This is a genomic window from Streptomyces sp. GESEQ-35 (genome assembly GCF_017948485.1).
Lineage (GTDB): Bacteria > Actinomycetota > Actinomycetes > Streptomycetales > Streptomycetaceae > Streptomyces.
On sequence record NZ_JAFFSX010000031.1, the window covers coordinates 34290 to 56777 of the forward strand.

Genomic DNA, 22488 nt, shown 5'->3' on the forward strand with positions numbered 1-22488 from the left:
CCGCTGGTGTGGTTCGGACACTGCGGGCCGTCCGTGGCTGGTCGCGCAGTTCCCCGCGCCCCTTGCGGGGGCGCGACTCGCCGATCCTGCTCAGTCACCGTCCGGGCGCCCGCCAGCGCCGGTCCTCGAAGGAGGCAAGCCCTCGATGCCCGAAGTCCTCAAAGCCCCGCTCGTCGTCGAGTTCCCTTTCACCCGCTCCCTGGGCCCCGTCCAGAGTGCCTTTCTGACCGGCCTGCGCGAACGCGTCGTCCTCGGCGTGAAGACGACCGACGGCCGCACTCTCGTACCGCCGGTCGAGTACGACCCCGTCACCGCCGACGAGATACGCGACCTCGTCGAAGTGGCCCCCACCGGCACGGTCACCACCTGGGCCTGGAACCACGCCCCCCGCCGAGGCCAGCCCCTCGGCACCCCCTTCGCCTGGGCCCTGGTCCGCCTCGACGGCGCCGACACCGCGCTCCTGCACGCCCTCGACGCCCCCGGCCCCGACGCCGTGCACACCGGCATGCGCGTCCGCGTCCGCTGGGCCGAGGAACGCACCGGAGCCATCACGGACATCGCCTGCTTCGAGCCGTACGACGGCACTGCCGAACCGACCGGCCACAGCGGTGAGTTCGAGGACATGGTCACCGGCATCGTCGCCCCGGCCCGCCTCGACTACACCTACAGCCCCGGCCGCGCCCAGGCCGCCTACATCGGCGCCCTGTCCGAACACCGCAACGTCGGCGAGCGCTGCCCCTCCTGCCGCAAGGTGTACGTCCCGCCGAGGGGTGCGTGCCCCACATGTGGTCTGGCCACATCGGAACAGGTGGAGGTGGGTCCGCGCGGCACAGTGACCACCTTCTGCATCGTCAACATCAAGGCCAAGAACCTCGACATCGAAGTGCCCTACGTCTACGGCCACATCGCCCTCGACGGGGCCGGCCTCGCTCTGCACGGCCGGATCGGCGGCATCCCCTACGACCAGGTGCGCATGGGCCTGCGGGTCGAACCGGTGTGGACCGAAGACGCCCGCTTCCCCGACCACTACCGGCCGACCGGCGAACCCGACGCGGACTACGACACCTACAGGGAGCTGCTGTGACCCGCGAGATCGCCGTCGTCGCCTTCGCACAGACCGACCACCGGCGCACCAGTGACGAGCACTCCGAGGTGGAGATGCTCATGCCCGTCCTGCACCAGGTGCTCGACCGGACCGGGTTGAAGACGGCGGACATCGACTTCACCTGCTCCGGATCCAGCGACTACCTGGCCGGCCGCGCCTTCTCCTTCACCCTCGCCCTCGACGGGGTGGGCGCCTGGCCCCCGATCTCCGAGTCCCACGTCGAGATGGACGGCGCCTGGGCGCTGTACGAGGCGTGGACCAAGCTGCTCACCGGCGACGCGGACACCGCGCTCGTGTACGCGTACGGCAAGTCCTCACCCGGCTCCGTCCGCGACGTCCTGACCCGGCAGCTCGACCCGTACTACGTGGCACCCCTGTGGCCCGACTCCGTCGCCCTGGCCGCGCTCCAGGCCCAGGCGCTCATCGACGCGGGCCACACCGACGAACCGGCACTCGCCGCCGTCGCCGCCCGCAGCCGCGCGGACGCGACCGCCAACTCCCACGCCCAGCTGACGGGTTCGGTGCCGCAGGGTGACTATCTCGTACGGCCCCTGCGCACCGGCGACTGTCCGCCCATCGGCGACGGCGCCGCCGCCGTGATTCTCGCCGCCGGGGAGCGGGCCCGTGAGCTGTGCGAACGGCCCGCCTGGATCCGCGGTATCGACCACCGCATCGAGGCGCACGGACTCGGCGTCCGCGACCTGACCGACTCGCCGTCCACGCGCCTGGCCGCCGAGAAGGCCGGTGCCTTCGAACGGCCCGTCGACACCGCCGAGTTGCACGCGCCGTTCACCTCGCAGGAGGTCGTCCTGCGCAAGGCGCTCCGGCTCGACGACGGCGTCCGCGTGAACCCGTCCGGCGGCGCGCTGGCCGCCAACCCGATCATCGCCGCCGGGCTGATCCGGATCGGTGAGGCGGCGGCCCGCATCCAGCGCGGGGAGTCCGACCGGGCCCTCGCCCACGCCACCTCCGGCCCCTGTCTGCAACAGAACCTGGTCGCCGTACTCGAAGGGGATCCCCGATGAGCAAGGAGCCCGTGGCCGTCGTAGGCATCGGCCAGACCAAGCATGTGGCGGCGCGCCGGGACGTGTCGATCGCGGGCCTCGTCCGGGAGGCGGCGCGACGGGCGCTCGACGACGCCGAGTTGACATGGGCCGACATCGACGCCGTCGTGATCGGCAAGGCGCCCGACTTCTTCGAGGGCGTCATGATGCCGGAGCTGTACCTCGCCGACGCGCTCGGCGCGGTGGGCAAGCCCATGCTGCGCGTGCACACGGCCGGGTCGGTCGGCGGGTCCACGGCACTGGTCGCGGCCAATCTCGTCGCCGCCCGCGTCCACGGCACCGTCCTGACCCTGGCGTTCGAGAAGCAGTCCGAGTCGAACGCGATGTGGGGCCTGTCGCTGCCCGTCCCCTTCCAGCAGCCGCTGCTGGCCGGCGCCGGCGGGTTCTTCGCGCCGCATGTGCGCGCGTACATGCGACGCAGCGGCGCGCCCGACACGGTCGGCTCGCTCGTGGCGTACAAGGACCGGCGCAACGCGCTGAAGAACCCCTACGCGCATCTGCACGAGCACGACATCACCCTGGAGAAGGTCCAGGCCTCGCCCATGCTGTGGGACCCGATCCGCTACTCGGAGACGTGCCCGTCCTCGGACGGCGCCTGCGCGATGGTCCTCACCGACCGCGCCGGGGCGGCCCGTGCACCCCGGCCGCCCGCCTGGATGCACGGCGGGGCCATGCGCAGCGAACCGACGCTGTTCGCGGGCAAGGACGCGGTGTCGCCGCAGGCCGGAAAGGACTGCGCGGCCGACGTCTACCGGCAGGCCGGCATCGCCGACCCGCGCCGGGACATCGACGCCGTCGAGATGTACGTGCCGTTCTCCTGGTACGAACCCATGTGGCTGGAGAACCTCGGCTTCGCCGCCGAGGGCGAGGGCTGGAAGCTCACCGAGTCCGGGGTGACCGAACTGGACGGGGACCTGCCCGTGAACATGTCGGGCGGCGTCCTGTCGACCAACCCCATCGGCGCCTCCGGCATGATCCGCTTCGCGGAGGCCGCCCTTCAGGTACGCGGACAGGCCGGCGAACACCAGGTGGAGGGGGCCCGAAGGGCCCTCGGGCACGCCTACGGCGGCGGATCCCAGTTCTTCTCCATGTGGCTCGTGGGGTCGCGGCCGCCCGACTCCTGAAAGGTCCCCCTCACGTGGCCTGTTGGCACTCGGTACCGATCGCTAGGCTGACCCGCGGACGACGAATCGGGAGGAGCACGGACGTGGCCGAGAGCACCATCCAGGACCACCCGCTCGCGGGCTGGGACAAGCCGGAGCTGGACCTCAGCAACGCCGATTGGCACTCGAGCAGCCGCGGGCTGGGGGACGTACAGATCGCCTTTGTCGAGGGTTTCATCGCCATGCGCAACAGCGGCAGCCCGCAGAGCCCTTCCCTGATCTTCACACCCGCGGAGTGGGGCGCGTTCGTGTCGGGCGCACGGGAAGGCGAGTTCGACCTCACCTGAGCCGGGGTGGGCGGGACCGAGCCGCGGGTTCCGCCCGCCTTTCCGGACCCGGCGGCAGAGCGCCGCGGACAGCCTCGGTCAGTACTGGTCCGACGGGGGCCGCGCGGGCGGCGTGCGGCGTACGCTGTGGGGCCTGTAGGCCGCGGTGCGCGCCCCGCTCCCCGCGCGGGTGTACCACCGTGGCAGGGGGTGCACCATGGGGCAGCGCGGCGCACGGGGCAACAGGACCCTCTTCGAGCGCGAGAGCGAACTCGCCGCCGTCGACGAGGCGTTGGCGGAACTCACCGGCCTGCGCGTGGACGGCAGCGAACCACCCGACCGGCCCCGCGGCGCCCTGCTCGCCTTCGCCGGGCGTGCCGGCATCGGCAAGACCAGCCTCCTCGCCGAGACCCGCCGCCGCGCCGCAGCCCAGGGCTGCATGGTGCTGTCCGCGCGCGGCGGCGACCAGGAACAACGCGTCGCCTTCCACGTCGCCCGCCAGCTCCTCCAGCCGCAGCTCGCCGGCTCCCCGGAGTCCGACCTCCGTACCTCGCTGGGCAGTTGGTACGACATCGTCGGCCCTGCGCTCGGCCTGTGCGCCCCGACCGGCGGCGCGCCGCCCGACCAGCAGGGACTGCGCGACGGCCTCGACTGGGTGCTCACCCATCTCGCCGTACGGCACGCGCCGATGGTCCTCGCCCTCGACGACGCACACTGGGCAGACCCCGAATCCCTCGGCTGGCTGGCCGCGTTCGCGCCCCGGGCCGAGCAACTCCCGCTGCTGGTCGTGGTGGCGTACCGGCCGGAGGAACTCCCCGACCACGCCGAGTCGTTCAGGGGACTGCCCGGGCGTGCGGGCGGACGTCCCATCGACCTGGAACCGCTCAGCGCCGGCGCCGTCGCCCGGCTCGTACGGGAGGCGCTCGGCGTCCACGCCGACGACGCGTTCTGCCGGGAGTGCTGGGCCGTCACCGCCGGGAACCCGTTCGAGACCGTCGAGCTCATGGCCAAGGTGCGCGACCGCGACCTCACCCCGACCGAGACCGGGGCGCACCTGCTGCGTGATCTCGCCGCCGCCGTCAAGGGCAGCGGTCTGATCGCCCGCCTCGAACGCCTCGGTACATCGACCGTCCGCTTCGCCTGGGCCTGCGCGGTTCTCGGCACCGAGATCCATCCCCTGCTCGCCGCGGCGGTCGCCGGACTCGGCCACGAGGAGGCCGCCGACGCGGCAGACGCCCTGCGCGGCGCCCGCATCCTCACCGGCGAGGACAGCCTGGAATTCGTCCACCCGCTCATCGCCACCGCCGTCTACCGGGCCATCCCGCCCGGTGTCCGCGTCGCCCTCCACGGCCAGGCCGCCTGGTCCGTCGTCAACGACGGACAGGGCCCCTCCGCCGCCGCCCGCCACCTCCTGGAGACCCACCCCGAGGGCGACACCTGGGTCGTGCGGCAACTGCGCGCCGCCGCCGAGGAGACCCTGCGGGCCGGCGCCCCCGACGCGGCCCGCGCCTACCTGGCCCGCGCCCTGCGCGAACCCCCGCCCGACGAGGACCGGGCCGCCGTCCTGTACGAACTGGGCTCGGCGTCCCTCCTCACCGAACCGGCGACCACCGTCAACCATCTGCGCGCCGCCCTCGTGGAGCCCATCGCCGACCCCGGGCTGCGCCACAAGATCGTCTACCGGCTCGGGCAGGTCCTCGCCCACAGCGACCGCCTCACCGAGGCCTCCGACACCCTCGCCCGCGAGATCCCCGTGACCGAGGACGCCCGCGTCAAGCTGCGCATGGTCGCCGAACAGTTCATGTGGGACGCCTTCCGCGCCGACGAACCCGACCACCCCTCCCGCTCCCGCCGCCTCACCAGACTCGCCGACCGACTGGCCGGCCGCGACCTCACCGAGCGCTACATCATCGGCCTGCGCGCCTGGGACGCCGTCCTGCGCGGCGAGCCCGCCCATGTCGCCCTCCACCACGCCGAACGCGCCCTCACCTCGGGCCTCGGCTGGGCCGAGCCCGACCGCGGCTTCGAGGTGCCCGTCCTGGTCGCCCTCGCCTTCATGTACGCCGACCGTCCCGGCCGCACCGAGGAACTGTTCGCCGCGGGTATCGCCGACTTCGAAGGGCAGGGCTGGCGCGGCGCCCACCTCTCCTTCGGCTACACGCTCCTCGCCTACGTCCGCTACCGCCGCGGCCGGCTGGCCGAGGCCGAGGACTTCGTCCGCGCGGGGCTGCGCCTCGCCGAACGCGTCGGCCCCGGCACCCCCGCGCACTGGTACGCCGTCGGCATCCTCATCGAGGTACTGCTCGCGCGCGGCCGGATCACCGAGGCCGCCCGGACCGCCGACGACTACCGCTTCGGCGAGCCCTTCCCGGCCGCCGTCGTCTTCCCCGACGCCCAGACCGTGCACGGCGAACTGCTCCTCGCCCGCGGCCGCACCAAGGACGCTGCCGCCGAGCTCGCCGCCGCGGGACGCCGCCTGGAACCACGCGGCATGCGCAACCCCGCCTGGTGCCCCTGGCAGCTCCACCTCGCCCGTGCCGAGAGCCACGACGCCCCCGAACGCGCGGTCACCACAGCGCTCGAAGCGGTCGCCCGAGCCCGCCAGTTCGGCGCCCCGTCCGCCGTGGGCCAGGCCCTGCACACCGCCGCCGAGGTCTCCTCCGGTTCGGTCCGAGTGAAGTACCTCGAAGAGTCCGTCGCCCACCTGGAGTGCTCCCCGGCCGCATACGAACTCGCCCGCGCACTCGTCGCCCTGGGCACCGAACTGCGCCGCACCGGCCGCCCCAAGGAAGCCGCCGAACACCTCTACCGCGGCCTCGAAGCGGCCGTGCAGTGCGGCGCCGACGGCCTCGTCGAAGCGGCCCGCGACGAACTCGCCGCGGCAGGCCTGCGCCCCCGCCGCCTGCACAGCACCGAGACGGACACGCTGACGACCCGCGAACGTACGGCGGCCACCCTGGCGGCCGAGGGCCGAACGGGGGCGGAGATCGCCAAGGACCTGCACATCGACGAGCAGGGCGTCGTTCGCCTGCTGTCGGCGGTGTACAGAAAGATGGGCACGGACAACACCGGACTGGCGGCCGCTCTGAAACCCACGTGAAGTGTGACGCCCTAGGGGCGCGGGGCTGTATCGATATGCGGCTCCGCCGCGCGGGCGCGACCAGCCACAGATAACCCGCACCCGGACCACGACCTCGGCACCCCCCGACACAGCACCCGCCCATCGCCGAACGGCACCCCGTACCATTGGCGGCATGTCGTTCCTCCGCCGCCGCAGCGCCACTCCCGCCGGGCCCGACTTCGACGTACTGGCCATGGACCCGGGCGACTGGCCCGGCAATCTGGGCGCGGGCCTGCTGCCCGCCCCCGACGGCACCTGCCAGGGCGTCTTCCTGCGGTACGACCTGTTCGGCGGCCGCGGTCCGGCGATGATCATCGGCAATCTGCCGGAGGGCTCCCCGGCCCGCGAGGTCACCGAGGGCGAGATCCCCTTCGAGGTGGCGCAACTGCTGCTGGCGCTGGAGAACGAGGAAGAGGTGACCGTCGTCGGCATCGACGACGTGCCCGTCATGCAGGGCGACAACCTGCTGATCGTGCGCCGCCTCAAGCTCTCCGAGAGCCGGATCTCCTGCGTCCAGTTCGACCGCAGCGACAAGGTCCTGGTCACCATCGCCGCCTGGGACCGCCCCATCACCGACGACCTGTACGCCCTGCTGAAACCGCTGCCCGCGGAGCTGTTCCAGCAGGGCTGACCGTGACCTACCTGGACGGCGCTTCGCGCACGTCCGCCGCCCGCACGAACGCCACCCGGTGGCCGAACTGGATCTCGTAGTACTGATCCTTGCCGGTCACCACCTTGTGCGAGTCCGTCGCGAAGGTCACCGCGTAGTAGTACTCACCCGGCACCTTGTCACCCACCACGTACTTCTGCCCCGCGAGCAGTTTGTACGGCAGTGGCGACACCGCCTGCGCGGGCACATCCGCCGGGTACGCCGCCGCCTCCGGGTACGCGCGCCCGTACACGGGAATCTCCGTCAGCCCGTCCCTGGGAGTGACGACGACACCGGAGGCCTTGACGGCCGTCGGCTGCTTCTTCGGATTCTTGAACCAGGCCTTCTGTCCCAGGTACCAGATCGCCGTCCAGTCGCCCTGCCGGCCCGCGACCGCGTACTGCTGGCCGGTGGAGACCCGTGATCCGATGTCGTTGACGTCGATCGTCGAGTCGGCGCCCGAGGGACGCAGGCCGACGTCCTTGATCAGGGCGGAGGACTCGTCGGGCTGCGCATACAGCCGGACCGCGCTGGAGCCGTGGGCCGCGCAGGGCTCGTCCTTCGCCGTGCAGCCCGTGTAGAGGGGCCGGTGGGCGGCGTATTCGGGCAGGATCGTCACCAGGCCGCCGTCGGCTCGCGCGGTGTGCGCGAACGGGCGGCCGAGCAGGGTGAAGTAGTGCTCCCAGTCCCAGTAGGGGCCAGGGTCCGTGTGCATGCCGGGGATCGTCGACGTGGTCGGGCCCGGCACGGTGTCGTGGCCGAGGATGTGCTGCCGGTCCAGCGGGATGCCGTACTTGTCGGCCAGGTACTTCACCAGGCGGGCCGACGTCCGGTACATCGCCTCCGTGTACCAGGCGTCCGGGTTCGCCAGGAAGCCCTCGTGCTCCAGGCCGATCGACTTGGAGTTGACGTACCAGTTGCCGGCGTGCCAGCCGACGTCCTTGGCCTTGAGGTGCTGGGCGATGTGGCCGTCGGTGGAGCGCAGGGTGTAGTTCCACGACACATAGGTCGGGTCCTGCACCAGGTCGAGGACGCCTTCCCAGGCGCCCTCCGTGTCGTGGACGACGATGTAGTCGATGCTCTGTGAGGCGGGCCGGTCGGCGAGATCGTGGTTGCCGTAGTCGCCCTCGCCGAACTCCTCGTACGGCGCCGGAATCCACTCGCAGGACACCGTCGTGGGGCACTCGGTGCCCTCGGCCGAGGCAGTACGCAGCCCCGCCCGCGCCAGCTGACCGGCCTCGGGGGCGAGGCCCGGCCGGGCGGCCAGGGTGACCAGTTGCCCGGTGTCCGTGGTGCGCTTCTCGCCGGTGCGGAGCACGTCGTACACATCGTTCGCGTACGCCGCCGCCGTCGTGGTGTCGTCGGCGGCCGAGAAGCGGGCCACCGCTGCGTACCAGTCCGCCGGGTCGTCGCTGAGCGGCCGGCCCAGGTCCTTCTGGGCGGCGGCCAGCAGCGCGGCACCGCCTGCCACATTGGCGGCCGGGTCCGTACGAAGGTCCTCGGCCGGACGCCCCGTCAGCTCCGCCGCCTTCGTCAGCGTCGTGAGGCGGGCGGGGAGTTCGGTGGGCTCCGGCACCTCGGTTTCGGGCAGCAGCGGCTTGCGGGCGCCGTCGCCGCGGGCGTCCTCGGTGCCCTCGCTGTGGTGCGGGGCAGCGGCCAGCGCGGTACGGACGTCGGTGAGGTGCATCGGGCCGTAGCCGCCGGTCACGCTCGGCGCACCGCCGTGCGTGTCCCAGCGTGACTGGAGGTAGGAGACGCCGAGGAGCACGCTCTGCGGGACGTGGTACTCGGCGGCCGCGGCGGCGAACGCCTGCTGGAGCCCGCCCGCCGGCGTCTCGGACGGTGCCGCGCCGAGGAGCGGCAGCAGCAGGGCCGCGGACGCTACTGCCTGGGCGGCTCTGCGGCGGCCTCGGTTGGGGGCGGTGGCGGATTCTCGCAAAGCAGCCTCCTGGGACGGTCGAGCGCGATGAGCCGTGCGGGGCCGGGTGTGCGTCTGTGCTACCGGCCTGCCGACGATCCGTCAATCATGCCCAGAGGGAGGTGTTTTATCGTGCAATCGTAGGGTGTGGGGAGTTTCGTGGCGGCGGTGTGCAAGGGCGCGCGCCGCCACGCAGCGCCCCCCGCTCATACGAAGATCCGCGGTACGCCGATGTGCCGGGCGTACCGCGGACCGCCGTCCCCGTCAGCGAGTGCCGACCGCCGCGCGCACAGCCCGACGGGCCAGCTGGCAGTCGTCGTGCAGCCGCCTGAGCAGCAGCCGCTGTTCCTCGCCGGACGGCGCAGCACCCGGGTGGGCCACTCCCGGTGCCGCCGGGGTCGTGTCGTGCATCGAACGCTGCACGGCCGTCTCGTAGGTACGGATCTCCCGCGTCAGTACGAGCATCAGGTTCACCAGGAACGCGTCCCGCGAGGCAGGTCCCGCCGACTGTGCGATCTGGCTGATCTGCCGCCGGGCCACCGGGGCGTCCCCGAGGACCGACCACAGCGTCGCCAGGTCGTACCCGGGCAGGTACCAGCCCGCGTGCTCCCAGTCCACCAGCACTGGACCGGCCGGTGACAGGAGGATGTTCGACAGCAGGGCGTCGCCGTGGCAGAACTGGCCCATGCCCTGCCGTCCCGACGAATGCGCGATGCCGTGCACCAGCTTCTGAAGATCGCCCATGTCCCGGTCGGTGAGCAGACCCAGCTCGTGGTACCGGGAGATGCGCGCCGCGTAGTCCAGTGGGGCGTCGAAGGTGCCCGCGGGCGGGCGCCAGGCGTTCAGCCGGCAGATCGCGCCGAGCGCAGTCCTGATGTCGGCACGCGGCGGAGCCTCGGCCGGGTGGCGCTGGAGAGCCGCCACCCGCCCCGGCATCCGCTCGATCACGAGCGTGCAGCTGTCCGGGTCCGCCGCGATCAGCCGGGGCACCCGCACGGGCGGGCGGTGCCGGACGAACGAGCGGTATGCAGCTATCTCGTGCCGAAGCCGCTCGGCCCACGCCGGTGAGTGGTCGAGTAAACACTTCGCGACGGCCGTGCTGCGCCCTGTCGTCCCGACAAGGAGGACGGAGCGCCCGCTGCGGCGCAGTACCTGAACCGGAGCGAACTCCGGGCAGATGCGGTGCACCGACGCGACCGCCGTACGCAGCTGCGTGCCCTGAGGGCCGGACAAGTCGAGTCTCCCGCTGAGCGGTTGGGTGCCGAGCCCCGCGGCGCGCGGCGGCCGGCCCGCTCCGAGCCGGGGGGGCGCGGGACGCGCGGGGTCGAGATAGGGGCCGCTGCCCGCAGGGCGGGGGCGCAGCGACCGGGGCGGGGCGGACACGGAGGACGATGCTGCGTACATGGGCGAAACAGATCCCTTCGTGTGCCTGCGACGACGTTGCGCTACCCGGCCCGGCCCCTCGGGTGCACCCTGGGGAATGTCCCTCGGCAACCGGGTCGGGGTGGCGCGTTCCTACCTGACACCCGTTGCCCAGTGGCACACCATCTGGCGCACCCTGGCGAACCGTGGCGAATAGTCGCCCGGCAACTCTCACCGGGCTACATTCAACTCAGCCGAGAACCTGGGGGCTTGACGTGAGCGGAGAACCCAACACCCGCCTATCGGACCTGTTCGGCCTGGCCGGCTGGTCCAAGGGTGAACTCGCGAGGCTGGTCAACCGGCAGGCGGCGGCCATGGGCCACCCACAGCTGTCGACCGACACCTCACGGGTGCGGCGTTGGATCGACGTGGGAGAGATCCCGCGCGATCCGGTGCCGCGGGTGCTGGCGGCCCTGTTCACAGAGCGTCTCGGCCGTGTCGTGACCATCGAGGACCTCGGTCTGGTCCGGCACGGGCGTACGGGGAAACGGCAGAGCGGCGGGAGTGTGGAACATCCCGACGGTGTGCCGTGGGCGCCCGAACGGACTGCCGCGGTCCTCACCGAATTCACGGGAATGGACCTCATGCTCAACCGACGCGGCTTGGTGGGCGCGGGTGCCGCGCTCGCCGCGGGATCAGCACTCAGCAGCGCCATGCACGACTGGCTGCACACCGATCCGACCCTCTCGGCCGACGCTCCCGACATCGACAATCCCCTGCACGCCGACCCCGCTGGGTTCGACCGCTATGAGGCCGCCCCCATCGGGTCGCAGGAGATCGAGGAACTGGAGCGCTCGGTCGAGGTGTTCCGAGCCTGGGACGCGGCCCGCGGCGGCGGGTTGCAACGCAAGGCCGTCGTGGGTCAGCTCAACGAAGTGGGCGGCATGCTCGCCTACCGTCACCCCGAACATCTCCAGCGACGCCTGTGGGGCGTCGCCGCCAACCTCGCCGTACTCGCAGGCTGGATGTCGCATGACGTCGGCCTGGAGCCCACGGCCCAGAAGTACTTCGTCATCGCCGCCCATGCGGCCCGTGAGGGCGGCGACCGGCCCCGCGCCGGGGAGGCGCTCTCCCGAGCGGCTCGCCAGATGGTGCATCTGGGCCGGCCCGACGACGCACTCGACCTGATGAAGCTCGCCAAGTCCGGCTCCGGCGAAGAGGTGCTGCCGCGCACCCGGGCGATGCTCTACACCATCGAGGCCTGGGCACAGGCGTCGATGGGCAAGGGGCAGGCGATGCGCCGCACCCTCGGACAGGCGGAGGACCTCTTCGTCTCCGACCGGGGCGACGTGCCGCCGCCGAGCTGGATGCAGATGTTCAAGGAGGAGGACCTGTACGGCATGCAGGCCCTGGCCTACCGCACCCTGGCCGAGCACGAGCCGGGTGCGGCCGCGCACGCCCAGCACTACGCGGAGAAGGCCCTGGCCCTGCGGATCGACGGGCGGCAGCGGTCGAAGATCTTCGACTATCTGTCCATGGCCTCCGCCTGCTTCATCTCGGACGACCCCGAACAGGCCGACAGGTACGCGCGGTTGGCCCTGATGTCGATGGGATCCAACTCCTCCCATCGCACCTGGGACCGGCTGCGCCAGATGTACCGGCTCACCGCCGAGTACTCCAGTTATCCGAGGATCAGCGAACTGCGGGAGGAGATCAAGCTCGCGCTGCCGAAGCCGGTGAAGGGCGGTAACAGCGCACGGGCATAGGGAGACCGTGCCGTTGGTTCAGTCCGCCACCCGGGCGATGAGCACGCAGGCGTCGTCCTCGCGCTCGAACTCGCCCAGCTCCTCCAGGACCGTCCGTACGCAGTCCTGTGCGGTGCGCGCCTCGCGGAAGCGGGGTGCCAGGTCGAGGAGCCGGTGCACGGCCTCAACCCGGCTGCGCCTGGGCACCAGTCCGTCCGTGTGCAGCAGGAGCAGGTCGCCCGCCTCAAGGGTCTCTTCGGCCTGTTCGTAGGCGGCGCCCGAGGTCGCGCCGAGCAGGACGCCGTCCGGTGCGTCCAGTGTGCGCCCCGTCCCGTTGCGGAACAGCAGCGGGGCGGGGTGCCCTGCCTGCGCCCACGTCAGCTTGCGGGTTGCGGGCCGGTAGCGGCAGCAGACGGCGCTGCCCAGGGCCGGCTGCACGGTGGCGTCGAGCAACTGGTTGAGCCAGGACATCAGCTGCCCGGGCTCGGTGCCCGCCATCGCCATCCCGCGCAGCGCGCCCAGCAGCATCGCCATGCCCGATGTCACGGCGACGCCGTGTCCGGTCAGGTCGCCCACGCTCAAGAGTGTGTCGCCGTCGGCCAGTTGGAGCGCGTCGTACCAGTCGCCGCCGATCAGCGCGCTCGTCGACGACGGAAGGTAGTGGGCCGCGAGATCCAGGCTCTCGGCGCCCTGGTGCGGGAGCCGCAGGGAACCGCGCCACGGCGGCAGCACGGCTTCCTGAAGCTCGACCGCCAGCCGGTGCTCGGTCTGCGCGCGCTGCCGCTGGCGTTGCAGCGAGTCACGGGTCTCGCTCACCGTCCGCTGGCTGCGCCGCAGTTCGCTGACATCGCGCAGTACGGCCCACATCGAGGCGGTGCTGCCGTCGGCGTCGAGCACGGGCTCGCCCATCATGTGCACGGTCCGTACGCCGCCGTCCGGACGTACGACGCGGAACTCCCCGTCGATGGGCTTCGCGTCGACGAGGCAGTCGGTGACCATCGCCGTCAGCCTCGGCCGGTCCTCGTCGAGCACCAGGGACGGCAGCTCGTCGAGGGTGAGCGGGGGAGCGGCGGGGTCGCGGCCCAGGATCTGGAAGAGCTCACCGGACCAACTGGCCCCGTCCGTCAGCAGGTTCCACTCCGCGCTGCCGACCCGGCTCAGCAGCGAGCCGCGCCGGGGAGCGGGCGGCACGGCACGGACTGCGGACACGGGCTCGGGTGCCACGGTGACGGGCGGCGGGCCCTCCCGGAGCTGGGCCAAGTGGGCGTCCAGATCGTTGAGTTGGTGCAGTGCCAGGTCGTACAGGGCGCGCTGCCACCGCTCCTGGGGATCCGATCCCTCGCTCTGGGCATCCCGCCGTACGGCGTCCATGTCGCCCTTGAGCTGCCGCGTCTGCGATATGAGCGCGTCGACCGAGCCGCGTCCGGGCGGCTGGCCGGCTGGGCGGTCCGCAGAGAGATGGGACGGCATCAGGCACTCCGAGGGGGACGGTACGACCAAGGCGGACGGAGGGACCGTTACGACTCTCGCACAGCCCGCGACGCCCTGTAAGGGATTTGGCAACACACGATACGGTGGTGCTCCTGGCATATGCCACAGTCTTCAGGGCGTGAGCGTGCGGTGCGAATGGTGTACGTCGCCCACGGGTCAAGTCGTAGGCAGCGTACGTGACTTGACTGATCGACGCGGGCTCCGGGCCGACTTTCAGGTGCGTGTTCGATGGGCACTTGTTCGCGTGATGCAGGTCACACAAACTTGTTCGGCGTTTCGCGTAATGCAAAGGGCACCTGCGGGGTCGTAAGAGCACACCGGCACAACAGGCCGACCTCTCACCCGCAGTGGAGACCGACCATGGACATCAGCCTCGAGCAGCCCGCCCGCGCCCACCTGATCACGGCCGAGGAGCAGGAGCTGCCTGTGCCCGCCACGCTCCGCTACACCTCCGCGGATCCGTTGGCCGTGCACATCGACTTCCCGCCCGAGGTCGCCCTCGACGGCGAGGGAGCCACCTGGACCTTCGGCCGTGACCTGCTCGAGGCCGGGCTGCGCGGCCCGGCGGGAAGCGGCGACGTGCACATCTGGCCGTGCGGAGGCGCCCGGACGATCATGGAGTTCCACTCGCCGTACGGACTGGCCCTGCTTCAGTTCGACACGCCGGCCCTGCGCCGCTTCCTGCTGCGCACGTTCGCCGCGGTCGCGCCGGGGCAGGAGGACGTCGGCGCCGCCGTCGAAGCCGGCCTGGGCACCCTGTTCGGGAGCGTCTGAGTGCGGTGCGGCTTCAGCGGCCGACGTACAGATCCGGGCGCGGGGCGAGGTCCACGGCAACGCGGGCGCCGGTCTCCAGCGACCGGACCCCGGCCTCGGCGACAACGGAGGCCGCGTAGCCGTCCCAGACCGCGGGACCGGTGACCCGTCCCTGCCGGGTGGCGTCGACCCAGGCCTGCACCTCGCGGTCGTAGGCGTCCGCGAACCGTACGACGTAGTCCTGCGCCACCTCCTCGCGGGCAGCGCCGTCGGTCGTGACGAGCATGGTGTGCCCCTCGCCGATCCGGGCGCTGCCCCGTTCGCAGACGGCCTCGCAGCGCACCTGGTAGCCGAACCCGCAGTTGACGAAGACCTCCACGTCGACGAGGGCGCCACGCTCGGTCTCGAAGAGCACGAACTGCGGGTCCAGGAGACCCTCGGGGGCGTCGGCGGAGGACCGTGGACGCAGCACGGTCACCGCGGTCAGCTCCTGCCCGAGCAGCCAGCGGGCCGCGTCGATCTCGTGCGAGACGGAGCTGTTGATCAGCATCGCGGAGGTGAAGCCGGGCGGCGAGGACACATTGCGGTGCGTGCAGTGCAGCATCAGCGGGCGCCCCAGCCGACCGCCGTCCAGCAGCGCCTTGAGCTGCCGGTACTCGGCGTCGTACCGCCGCATGAACCCGATCTGGGCCAGCCGTCGCCCGAGTCGTGCCTCCGCCTCCACCACGCGGAGGGCGCCCTTGGCGTCGGGCACCATGGGCTTCTCGCACAGCACCGGAAGCCCGCGCGCGAACGCGGCGAGCAGCGCCTCCTCGTGTGCCGGGCCGGGCGAGGCGATCAGTACGGCCTCGACGCCGGGCGCGTCGAGCGCGGCCGCCGGCTCGGTGTGCACCGCGACCCCCTCGATCCCGGCCACCGCCTCCTTTGCCCGCGTGGTGTCGGGGTCGGCCACGGCGGCGATGCGCGCCCCGCTCACCACCCGGTCGATCCGACGTATGTGGTCGGCCCCCATGTGTCCGGCACCCAGTACCGCAACGCCCAAAAGGTCACCCACGTGCGCGCTCCCTTGTCGCCGACTGTCTCCGGCGAAGGGTAGACGCGGGAAGCGCGGGACCGTCAGTAGCGCAGTACTCCCGCGATCCCGTCGGCGTCGGCCAGGGTGCCGTCCGGTACGAAGCGGACCTCGGCGCCGGTCTCCAGGCACTGCTCGACGATCTCGTCCACGATGTCCTCCCGGGCGTCGAGGTCACCGCTCTCGGCCGGGATCAGGTGGTCGCCGTCGTCGCGGACCGTGGCCCGGTAGTTCTCCTCGACGGCGAGCAGCCGCACCCGTGCCTCGCGGGCGTTCTGCCAGACCTCGTCCAGGCCGGCCGCGAACGCCCGCCGCCCGCGCGCCGATTCGAGTTCCCGGGACACTTCGTCGGTGCTCTTGCGGTCCTCGGCGGCCACCAGCGGCCGTACCGCCTGCCATACGGCGTCGGGCGTGCCGTGCGCGAGTCCGCCGTGCGCGATGTGCACCGCGTCCCTGGTGACGCTGCCGACCTCGTCCAGCGCGGACAGCGCGGCCTGCTCACCGGTGATGTACAGCGGCCGCAGGTCGTCCCGGAGGATCTTGCTCATCGCGGTGTCGGCGTCGCGCAGGAAGTGGCGGGTGCCCTCGTCACGGAAGGTGCTCGGCAGATCGCCGATCCGCTCCTGGCGCTCGGCGTCGAAGTTGTCGAAGGACCGGGTCAGCGGGAAGCCGCCGGCGCGGACCTCGGCGACCCGGTCGGTGCCGCCGTTCCACAGCGTGATGCGGTCGGCGGAGACCGACAGCACCCAGAACGGCCGCTCGGCGGCCTGCGCCGAGACGAGGTTCCTGGTCAGGAAGGTGTCCGCCAGCACCACCCGCTCGGGCACCGGACGGCCCAGCGACCACACCTGGTGCTCACCAGGTGCGGCGAAGATCACCAGGCCGTCCTCGGCATGCGTGAGGTCGACCTCGGCGAGGGCCTGGTCGAGCTGTCGTTCGACGTCGGCACGGCGGTCCCGGCTGACCCCGGGATCGGACTCCAGCTGCTTCTTGGCCGCGGCCACGACATTGCGCAGCCGCACCGGGTCCTGGGCCTTCTCCGGCTCGCGGCGGTGCGTCGGCGTCAGCACGGACACCGCCGGATACGGGCGCGGGCGGCGCAGTTCGGTGAGGGTCGCGGGGCTGAGTGCGTGCTCCATAAGAGCACGATAGGCCTGATTGTCCGATCGGGCACTTGGGGTAACTAATTTGGGCATTGGGGTTAGTTCATCGCCGGTGTGTGACACGGCGTTCAGTCTTCGTCGTGCTCGGAGCCGCAGGAGCTGCCGCTCGCGGGCAGAGAGCCGTACAGGAGGAAGTCGTCGACCTTCTTGCGCACGCACTCGGAGGCGGCGTACCCGGTGTGTCCCTCGCCCTTGTTGTCGAGCACGACGGCCGAGGAGCCCAGCCGTTTCGCGGTCTCCGTGGTCCAGCGGTACGGCGTCGCCGGGTCGCCGCGGGTACCGACGAGGAGCATCTTCGGGGTGTCGACGTCGCGCACTTCCTTCCGGATGAAGTCGGTGCCCTTGGGGCGGCCGTAGCACATCAGCACCTCGGTGAGGCGGTAGTCGCCGAAGACCGGTGAGGCCTCCTCGTACTGCCTGCGCAGCCGGTCGAGGTTCTTCGTGATCCAGTCGGCGGTCGGGCGGTCGGGGTCGTCCGCGCAGTTGATCGACAGCAACGCGGCCTGGAGGTTGTCGAAGGGGACGTCCTCCTCGTCGACGAGGCCGCCGTCGCCGTTCCGGGCGAGGCCGCCACCGCTGAGGGCGAGGAGGCCGTGGGGATCGCCGTTCTCGACGAGCGAGGCGATGGCACGTTCCAGCGTGGGCCACATGTCCCTGCTGTAGAGGGCCTGGCTGAGGGCGGCGACGAGGTCCTGCCCTGTGAAGTTGTCGCCGAAGTCGGTCGGCACCGGGTCCTCGTCGAGCGATTCGACGAGATCCACGACATGTTCGCGGCCCATGCGCGAATCGGTCCCGAGCGGACAGGCGATGTCGTCCTCGGCGCACCACGCGACGAAGTCGTCGAGCGCCGTCTGCTGACCCTCGGACCCCACGTACGCCTGCTTGGTCAGCGGCTCCGTGAGCGTGTCCACGCCGTCCAGCACCAACCGGCCGACCTTCTTCGGGAATTGAGCCGCGTACACGGCGCCGAGCCGGGTTCCGTAGGAGAAACCGAGGTAGTTGAGCTTCTTGTCGCCGACGGCCTGGCGTATGACGTCCAGGTCGCGGGAGGCGTTCACGGTCCCGATGTGGGGGAGCACGGGTCCGGAGTGCTTCACGCACAGGGCGGCCGCCCGCTGCAACTGCCTGAGGAGCGTCTGCGGGTCGTCGGTGATGTCCGTGTCCGTGTTCATCGCCTCGGCGGCCTGCTCGGAGCCGTCGCCACAGCTGACCGGCGAGGATCTGCCGACGCCGCGGGGGTCGAAGGTCACCACGTCGTAGCCGTCCGTCAGGCCCATGAAGTCGTCGCCACCGAAGGAGAGTTGGGGGACTCCCGCGCCGCCGGGGCCGCCGAAGTTCAGCACCACCGAGCCGCGTGACTTGCCTGTGGCCCGGTAGCGGGCGAGGGCCAGATCGAGCGTGCCCGACTTCGGTTTCGCATAGTTGAGCGGGACGGTGACCTTGCCGCACTGGAGATCCTTCGGCATCGAGCTGTCGCACTTCGCCCACGCGACCTTCTGCCGGTAGAACCGCGCCAGGTCGGGGTCGGTGTCGCGCGGGGCGCCCGTCGGCAGCCCCGCCGCCAGCACGGCCAGCCCGACCGCACCGGTGAGCGCGGAGCGCCGGACCGTGAGGCGCGTTGTCAGCTTGGCCAGCATCCATGCCTCCAGGGCGCCTGCCGTGGACCGGGAATCGGCGCCTCCGCTTCACGATAGGCGGCCCCCGGAACCGACGCCTCCGGACGAGCGGGACCGCACGGAGTGCCCTACCCTCTGTCCGCCCTTGATGAATGGGACGGTTTTGCCGCCAGTTCGATAATTGTGCCGCTCGATGGGGTGAAAGGCCGATAAGCCATAACTCGGATGGTTCGTCTGCGTTTTATCCGGTGCGGGTGAGTGCCCGCGACCATGTCTGGAAGGCAGGGAACCTATGAAACGGGTTACCCGAAACGGTGTGATCGCCGTCGCCGCCGCTTCTGGCGCGATGGCATTGACAGCGCCTGTGCACGCCGACTCCGCGGCCGAGGGTGCCGCGTCCGGTTCGCCCGGGTTGATCTCCGGCAACACCATCCAGCTCCCGGTGCACGTCCCGGTGAACGTGTGCGGGAACACCGTGAACGTGGTGGGGCTCTTCAATCCGGCGGTGGGCAATGAGTGCGCCAACAAGAGCGAGGGCAAGAAGCGGGGCGGCAAGCCCGGCGGAGCCACGGCGGAGAGCCGCGGAAAGGATTCGCCGGGTGTGCTGTCCGGTAATGGTGTGCAGCTCCCGGTGCATGTCCCGGTGAACGTCAGCGGCAACAGCGTCAATGTGGTCGGCGTCGGCAACCCGGCCACCGGCAACGAGTCCGTGAACACCTCCGGCGACCGGCCCGCCCGCCCCTCGACGCGGCCGGTCCCCAAGCCGCCCAAGCCGTCCGAGCCCCGTCCCCGCTCCGAGGCGGCCCCGCCCACGGTGGCGACCCTCGCCGACACGGGATCGGACGGAATGCTCCCCGCGGTCGCGGGCAGCGCGGCCCTGTTGCTGGGCGGATCCGTCCTGTACCGGCGTTTCCGCGCGAAGGCGGCACTCTGACCGGGGCCTCCCGGTGACGGACGGCCCCACCGCACCCGTGATCGGTGGGGCCACGTCCTGGTACGGCCTCAGCCGCGCCCGCGTGGGAAGCGCCGGTGCAACTCCCGTACTTCCTCGGCCAGTTCGGGCACCGGTCCGTCCACCACCACGCCGGGCGCCACCTCGTTGACCGGCAGGGGCCGCACCGGAGGCGCGGGTACGCCCAACTCGGCCAGCCACGAGGTGAGTTGGCCGGACGAGGCGATGTACACGATGCGGCCGAGGCCCACCCAGGCGTGCGCGGCCGCGCACATCGGACAGTGCTCGCCGGATGTGTACACGGTGGCGGCCGCCCGCTCCTGAGGTGTCATATGGGCCGCGGACCAGCGTGCCAGCTCGAACTCGGGGTGCCGCGTGCGGTCGCCGGAGGCCACCCGGTTGTGGTCCTCGGCCCGCACCGCTCCGTCCGCGTCCACCAGGACCGAGCCGAACGGCTCGTCACCGGCCTGGAGCGCCTCGGCCGCCAGCTCCACACAGCGGCGCAGATACGGCAGCTCGGTGTCCTTCACGACCATGGCGTACGGCCTTCCCGTGAGGTGATCTTCGCAACGCACACTACGGTCGACCGCGCGCGGCCGGGAAGGCGTGCCCGCGGCCGAGCGCCACCACGGTGAGAGCGGCGGCGATCAGCGGGAGCGCGGTCCAGGGCAGAGATCCCGCGCCACCGCTCTCCAGGACGACACCACCGGTGAGCGATCCCGCCGCGATACCCGCGTTGTACACGGTGGTCTGCAACGCGGTCGCCACGTCCGCCCGGGCGGGACCCGAGGCGTCGACCAGTGCGGTCTGGATCAGCGTCGGCGCCCCGCCGAACGCGGCACCCCACAGTGCGACGGAGACCAGCAGTACGGCCGGGGCACCGGCCCACAGGCCCAGCGTGAGCATGACCCCGGCGCACAGCGCGAGCGCGCCGAGCAGGGTGGGCCGCAGATGCCGGTCGACGAGCAGGCCGGTGAGCCAGATCCCGGCGACCGTCGCCGCCCCGAACACCAGCAGCACCAGCCCGGTCCGGCCGAACCCGGCGTGTGCCGTGAACGGGGCGACGTACGTGTACATCACCTGATGCCCCAGCAGCAGGAACAACGTCACCGACAGGATCGCCGGAATCCCCGGCAACCCGGCCACCCGCCCCAACGGCAGCCTGGAGCCCGGCGCCTCACCCGGGAAGCCGGGCACCCGCCGGCGCACCCACCACGCCAGCAGCACGGCGAGCCCGGCCAGCACCCCGAAGGCCGTGCGCCAGCCGAGCAGTTCGGCCACCGCCGTCCCGGCGGGCACGCCGAGCGACAGCGCCAGCGTGATCCCGGCGAGCACGATCGCGATCGCCCGCCCGCGCCGCTCCGCCGGCACCATCCGGGCCGCGTACCCGACGAGCATCGCCCACAGCATGCCGCCCATCACCCCGGCCACGAGCCGCGCGGTGAACGTGAGGGCGTACGACGACGACAGCGCGACCACCGCGTTGCTGCACGCCAAGCCGAGCAGCGCGCCCATCAGCACCGGCCGGCGAGGCAGCCCGCGCAGCAGTGTGGTGAGCGGGATCGCGGCGGCGAAGGAGGTGACCGCGTACGCGGTGACGAGGAACCCGACACGGGCCTCGGGGACTCCCAGCGCCGGTGCCATGCGGGGGAGCAGTCCCGCGGGGAGCAGCTCGGTCATGACGGCGGTGAAGGCGGCCGTGGACAGGGCGAGGAGCCCGGACCAGGGCAGGGACGTGGGCACGGCTGCGCCCTTGACCAGGGATGCGGTGGACATGCGACCATGCTCGGACCTTCACATCAGTGAGAAGGCAAGGGCGGCCTCCGGAGGAAGCCATGAGGATCGGCGAACTGTCCCGCCGCACCGGGGTGCCCACACGACTGCTGCGCTACTACGAAGAGCAGGACCTCTTGCACCCCGAGCGCGCCCAGAACGGCTACCGGGACTACGGCGACTCGGCCGTCCAGGACGTGCAGCAGATCCGCGGACTGCTGGACTCGGGCCTGACCACGGAGATGATCCGCACGATCCTGCCGTACCTCTCCGGGCCCGAGGAGATCCTGCTCCCCTCCGTCTGTCTGACCCCCGAGACCGCCGCGCTGCTCAGCGGCCACATCGACCGCATCCAGTCCCGTATCGACTGCCTGGCCCGCAACCGCGACCGGCTGCGTGCGTATCTGGCCGCGGTGAGCGGGACTTCCGCCGTATTTGAGCGGTAAAGCGGTTGCCACGCGGGCCTCCCGGTGCTGGAGTGAGCACATGGATCACGTCGGTGTGCTCGCCCTTTTCGACCGGGACATGCGTGAAGGTGCACAGCCGGACACTCCCGACGCCAGGGTTGAGCGTGCCGGGCGCGTGGTGCGCCAGGTGTCCTCCCCGCAGGGCTGGAACGGCGTCGTGTGGTCCGACCTGGACGAGTCGAGCGCGGACACGGCGATCGCCGAGCAGATCGCCTACTTCTCCGGACTCGGCCGCGAGTTCGAGTGGAAGCTCTACGGCCACGACCTGCCCGTCGACCTCGGTCAGCGGCTCAGGGACGCCGGATTCACCGCCCAGCCGGAGGAGACGCTGATGATCGGCGAGGTCGCCGATCTGACCCTCGACGCCGAGCCGCCCGAGGGCATCCGCATCCTTCCCGTGACCGACCGGGCCGGCGTCGATCTCGTGGCCGACGTGCACGAGAAGGCGTTCGGCACGGACGGTTCCCGGATGCGGCACCAGCTGCTCGCCCGGCTCACGGACGACCCCGAATCGGTCGCAGCCGTCGTCGCCCTCGCCGGTGACATACCGGTCAGCGCGGCGCGCATGGAGATGGCGCCGGGCAACCGGTTCGCCGGCCTGTGGGGCGGCGGCACCGTCGAGGAGTGGCGCGGCCGCGGCATCTACCGTGCACTGGTCGCCCACCGGGCGCGGGCCGCTGTGGGCCGTGGATACCGGTACCTCCAGGTCGACGCCATGAGCCAGAGCCGCCCGATCCTCGAACGGCTCGGCTTCCAGCCGCTGACCACCACCACGCCGTACGTGTACGTGCCGTAGCACGCCGCGCCG

Annotated in this window: 19 protein-coding genes; 11 read left to right on the forward strand and 8 right to left on the reverse strand. The window is 71.7% G+C overall.

Annotated elements, in window-relative coordinates; genetic code table 11:
* Positions 1-145: 145 nt before the first annotated feature.
* From KCH87_RS40630 to KCH87_RS40655, 6 genes are all read left to right on the forward strand, one after another.
* Entirely contained in the window at positions 146-1084 is a 939-nt protein-coding gene (locus tag KCH87_RS40630) for a Zn-ribbon domain-containing OB-fold protein (protein WP_210592941.1), read from the forward strand.
* Positions 1081-2130, forward strand: coding sequence for a thiolase domain-containing protein (locus tag KCH87_RS40635; RefSeq protein ID WP_210592942.1), 1050 nt, complete (start codon positions 1081-1083; stop codon positions 2128-2130). Before KCH87_RS40630 ends, KCH87_RS40635 begins: the two co-directional genes overlap by 4 nt.
* Entirely contained in the window at positions 2127-3293 is a 1167-nt protein-coding gene (locus KCH87_RS40640) for a thiolase domain-containing protein (RefSeq protein WP_210592943.1), read from the forward strand. Before KCH87_RS40635 ends, KCH87_RS40640 begins: the two co-directional genes overlap by 4 nt.
* An 83-nt stretch (positions 3294-3376) precedes the next feature.
* Complete coding sequence (locus KCH87_RS40645; protein WP_210592944.1) at positions 3377-3619, forward strand: DUF397 domain-containing protein; 243 nt, start codon at positions 3377-3379, stop codon at positions 3617-3619.
* A 196-nt stretch (positions 3620-3815) separates the two neighbouring features.
* Positions 3816-6698, forward strand: coding sequence for an AAA family ATPase (locus KCH87_RS40650; protein WP_210592945.1), 2883 nt, complete (start codon positions 3816-3818; stop codon positions 6696-6698).
* 154 nt (positions 6699-6852) lie between these two features.
* On the forward strand, positions 6853-7350 hold the full coding sequence (locus tag KCH87_RS40655; protein ID WP_210592946.1) for a hypothetical protein: 498 nt from the start codon (positions 6853-6855) through the stop codon (positions 7348-7350).
* A gap of 7 nt (positions 7351-7357) precedes the next feature.
* Here the strand turns inward: KCH87_RS40655 and KCH87_RS40660 are convergent, their stop codons facing one another.
* Together KCH87_RS40660 and KCH87_RS40665 are read right to left on the reverse strand one after the other, a co-directional pair.
* A complete protein-coding gene (locus KCH87_RS40660; RefSeq protein ID WP_210592947.1) occupies positions 7358-9307 on the reverse strand; it encodes an N-acetylmuramoyl-L-alanine amidase in 1950 nt (649 codons plus the stop codon).
* Positions 9308-9550: 243 nt separating this feature from the next.
* A complete protein-coding gene (locus tag KCH87_RS40665) occupies positions 9551-10690 on the reverse strand; it encodes an aminoglycoside phosphotransferase family protein (RefSeq protein ID WP_210592948.1) in 1140 nt (379 codons plus the stop codon).
* A 233-nt stretch (positions 10691-10923) separates the two neighbouring features.
* Here KCH87_RS40665 and KCH87_RS40670 point away from each other — a divergent pair, with 233 nt between their 5' ends.
* Positions 10924-12414: a hypothetical protein gene (locus KCH87_RS40670; protein ID WP_210592949.1), complete on the forward strand. Its 1491-nt coding sequence runs from the start codon at positions 10924-10926 to the stop codon at positions 12412-12414.
* Positions 12415-12432: 18 nt separating this feature from the next.
* On the opposite strand, the gene KCH87_RS40675 is transcribed toward KCH87_RS40670, so the two are convergent.
* Positions 12433-13863 (reverse strand): PP2C family protein-serine/threonine phosphatase, encoded by a 1431-nt coding sequence (locus KCH87_RS40675; protein WP_210592950.1) that lies wholly within the window; start codon positions 13861-13863, stop codon positions 12433-12435.
* Positions 13864-14244: 381 nt separating this feature from the next.
* Between KCH87_RS40675 and KCH87_RS40680 the strand changes: the two genes are divergently transcribed.
* The gene (locus KCH87_RS40680) at positions 14245-14658 is read left to right on the forward strand and encodes an SsgA family sporulation/cell division regulator (protein ID WP_210592951.1); all 414 of its coding nucleotides are present in this window, start codon (positions 14245-14247) and stop codon (positions 14656-14658) included.
* A gap of 13 nt (positions 14659-14671) precedes the next feature.
* Here KCH87_RS40680 and KCH87_RS40685 read toward each other — a convergent pair whose 3' ends face one another.
* From KCH87_RS40685 to KCH87_RS40695, 3 genes are all read right to left on the reverse strand, one after another.
* Entirely contained in the window at positions 14672-15691 is a 1020-nt protein-coding gene (locus tag KCH87_RS40685) for a Gfo/Idh/MocA family protein (RefSeq protein ID WP_210592952.1), read from the reverse strand.
* A 62-nt stretch (positions 15692-15753) separates the two neighbouring features.
* Positions 15754-16848, reverse strand: coding sequence for a chemotaxis protein (locus KCH87_RS40690; protein ID WP_210592953.1), 1095 nt, complete (start codon positions 16846-16848; stop codon positions 15754-15756).
* A 92-nt stretch (positions 16849-16940) separates the two neighbouring features.
* Positions 16941-18509: an alpha/beta hydrolase gene (locus tag KCH87_RS40695; protein WP_210592954.1), complete on the reverse strand. Its 1569-nt coding sequence runs from the start codon at positions 18507-18509 to the stop codon at positions 16941-16943.
* A gap of 271 nt (positions 18510-18780) precedes the next feature.
* On the opposite strand from KCH87_RS40695, the gene KCH87_RS40700 reads away from it, so the two are divergent.
* The gene (locus KCH87_RS40700; protein ID WP_210592955.1) at positions 18781-19422 is read left to right on the forward strand and encodes a chaplin; all 642 of its coding nucleotides are present in this window, start codon (positions 18781-18783) and stop codon (positions 19420-19422) included.
* 68 nt (positions 19423-19490) lie between these two features.
* Here the strand turns inward: KCH87_RS40700 and KCH87_RS40705 are convergent, their stop codons facing one another.
* Complete coding sequence (locus KCH87_RS40705) at positions 19491-19976, reverse strand: nucleoside deaminase (protein ID WP_210592956.1); 486 nt, start codon at positions 19974-19976, stop codon at positions 19491-19493.
* Positions 19977-20016: 40 nt separating this feature from the next.
* Complete coding sequence (locus KCH87_RS40710; protein WP_210592957.1) at positions 20017-21216, reverse strand: MFS transporter; 1200 nt, start codon at positions 21214-21216, stop codon at positions 20017-20019.
* Positions 21217-21275: 59 nt separating this feature from the next.
* On the opposite strand from KCH87_RS40710, the gene KCH87_RS40715 reads away from it, so the two are divergent.
* Together KCH87_RS40715 and KCH87_RS40720 are read left to right on the forward strand one after the other, a co-directional pair.
* A complete protein-coding gene (locus KCH87_RS40715) occupies positions 21276-21659 on the forward strand; it encodes a MerR family transcriptional regulator (protein ID WP_210592958.1) in 384 nt (127 codons plus the stop codon).
* Positions 21660-21699: 40 nt separating this feature from the next.
* Positions 21700-22476 carry a GNAT family N-acetyltransferase gene (locus KCH87_RS40720; protein ID WP_210592959.1) on the forward strand — a complete coding sequence of 259 codons (777 nt, stop codon included), beginning with the start codon at positions 21700-21702 and terminating at the stop codon, positions 22474-22476.
* Positions 22477-22488 lie beyond the last annotated feature (12 nt).

Excerpts from the sequence above, each read along its gene's own strand:
- KCH87_RS40630 (WP_210592941.1), top strand. The coding sequence starts at position 146 with ATGCCCGAAGTCCTCAAAGCCCCGCTCGTCGTCGAGTTCCCTTTCACC.
- KCH87_RS40640 (WP_210592943.1), top strand. The coding sequence starts at position 2,127 with ATGAGCAAGGAGCCCGTGGCCGTCGTAGGCATCGGCCAGACCAAGCAT.
- KCH87_RS40650 (WP_210592945.1), top strand. The coding sequence starts at position 3,816 with ATGGGGCAGCGCGGCGCACGGGGCAACAGGACCCTCTTCGAGCGCGAG.
- KCH87_RS40655 (WP_210592946.1), top strand. The coding sequence starts at position 6,853 with ATGTCGTTCCTCCGCCGCCGCAGCGCCACTCCCGCCGGGCCCGACTTC.
- KCH87_RS40665 (WP_210592948.1), bottom strand. The coding sequence starts at position 10,690 with ATGTACGCAGCATCGTCCTCCGTGTCCGCCCCGCCCCGGTCGCTGCGC.
- KCH87_RS40675 (WP_210592950.1), bottom strand. The coding sequence starts at position 13,863 with ATGCCGTCCCATCTCTCTGCGGACCGCCCAGCCGGCCAGCCGCCCGGA.
- KCH87_RS40680 (WP_210592951.1), top strand. The coding sequence starts at position 14,245 with ATGGACATCAGCCTCGAGCAGCCCGCCCGCGCCCACCTGATCACGGCC.
- KCH87_RS40690 (WP_210592953.1), bottom strand. The coding sequence starts at position 16,848 with ATGGAGCACGCACTCAGCCCCGCGACCCTCACCGAACTGCGCCGCCCG.
- KCH87_RS40695 (WP_210592954.1), bottom strand. The coding sequence starts at position 18,509 with ATGCTGGCCAAGCTGACAACGCGCCTCACGGTCCGGCGCTCCGCGCTC.
- KCH87_RS40700 (WP_210592955.1), top strand. The coding sequence starts at position 18,781 with ATGAAACGGGTTACCCGAAACGGTGTGATCGCCGTCGCCGCCGCTTCT.
- KCH87_RS40705 (WP_210592956.1), bottom strand. The coding sequence starts at position 19,976 with ATGGTCGTGAAGGACACCGAGCTGCCGTATCTGCGCCGCTGTGTGGAG.
- KCH87_RS40710 (WP_210592957.1), bottom strand. The coding sequence starts at position 21,216 with ATGTCCACCGCATCCCTGGTCAAGGGCGCAGCCGTGCCCACGTCCCTG.
- KCH87_RS40715 (WP_210592958.1), top strand. The coding sequence starts at position 21,276 with ATGAGGATCGGCGAACTGTCCCGCCGCACCGGGGTGCCCACACGACTG.
- KCH87_RS40720 (WP_210592959.1), top strand. The coding sequence starts at position 21,700 with ATGGATCACGTCGGTGTGCTCGCCCTTTTCGACCGGGACATGCGTGAA.